The organism is Shigella sp. FJ200513 (assembly GCF_040495915.1).
Lineage (GTDB): Bacteria > Pseudomonadota > Gammaproteobacteria > Enterobacterales > Enterobacteriaceae > ECMA0423.
In genome coordinates this window covers 1-615 of sequence record NZ_JBDYCV010000272.1, presented here as the reverse complement: position 1 = coordinate 615, position 615 = coordinate 1, and the positions used below count along the sequence as shown (strand labels likewise).

Genomic DNA, 615 nt, shown 5'->3' with positions numbered 1-615 from the left:
GGTTATCGCTCGCCACGGGAATATCTGCGGCAGCGGGCTTGTAATGGGTTAAGTGATAACAGATGTCTGGAAATATAAGGGCAAATCCAGCATCATGTTCGAACACCACTCCAACATCTGTTTGAACACCTGTTAAATTTCTCTCTTGTTTTGTTTGAACATCTGCTTCCTTTCTGCTTCTTCTGGCCTGAACAGATGCTTTTCCTGCGGCTGATTTTTTGGTTAATTTTTCTCTGACAGATGCCAGATCTTCCTCAATCCGAAGATGCATCCATTCGTCGCCGTTATCACAAAAAAACTCCCGCAAGGATGGTTCAACATCAACCCATCGCTCGTTAGTCAGACGGGCAATTTTTGCCAACCTGTTTTTGGGTATTGGCTTTCCTGTTTGCCAGTAATTGAACATCAGCAACAAATACGCGCCGTGCTCCTCTGCTGACAAATGCATGGTGTCAGCCAGGTAATCAGCTATGTACAGTTGCATGTATGGTAATGCGGCCATAATTGCCCCGTATGATGCTACCCGGTTGCTTAGAATAAGTGAGGTAGCCTGAGTTTAACGGACACTCCTTCCTGAAATAGAATGGCATCAGAAGGAGCTAATAATGAGCAGAA

At 45.0% G+C, this 615-nt stretch carries 1 protein-coding gene; it reads right to left on the bottom strand.

The annotated features are described in order from the left end of the window. On the bottom strand, nucleotides 1-502 hold a 502-nt coding region (locus tag ABZJ92_RS22165), incomplete at its 3' end, for a YdaU family protein (protein ID WP_252991700.1). Nucleotides 503-615 lie beyond the last annotated feature (113 nt).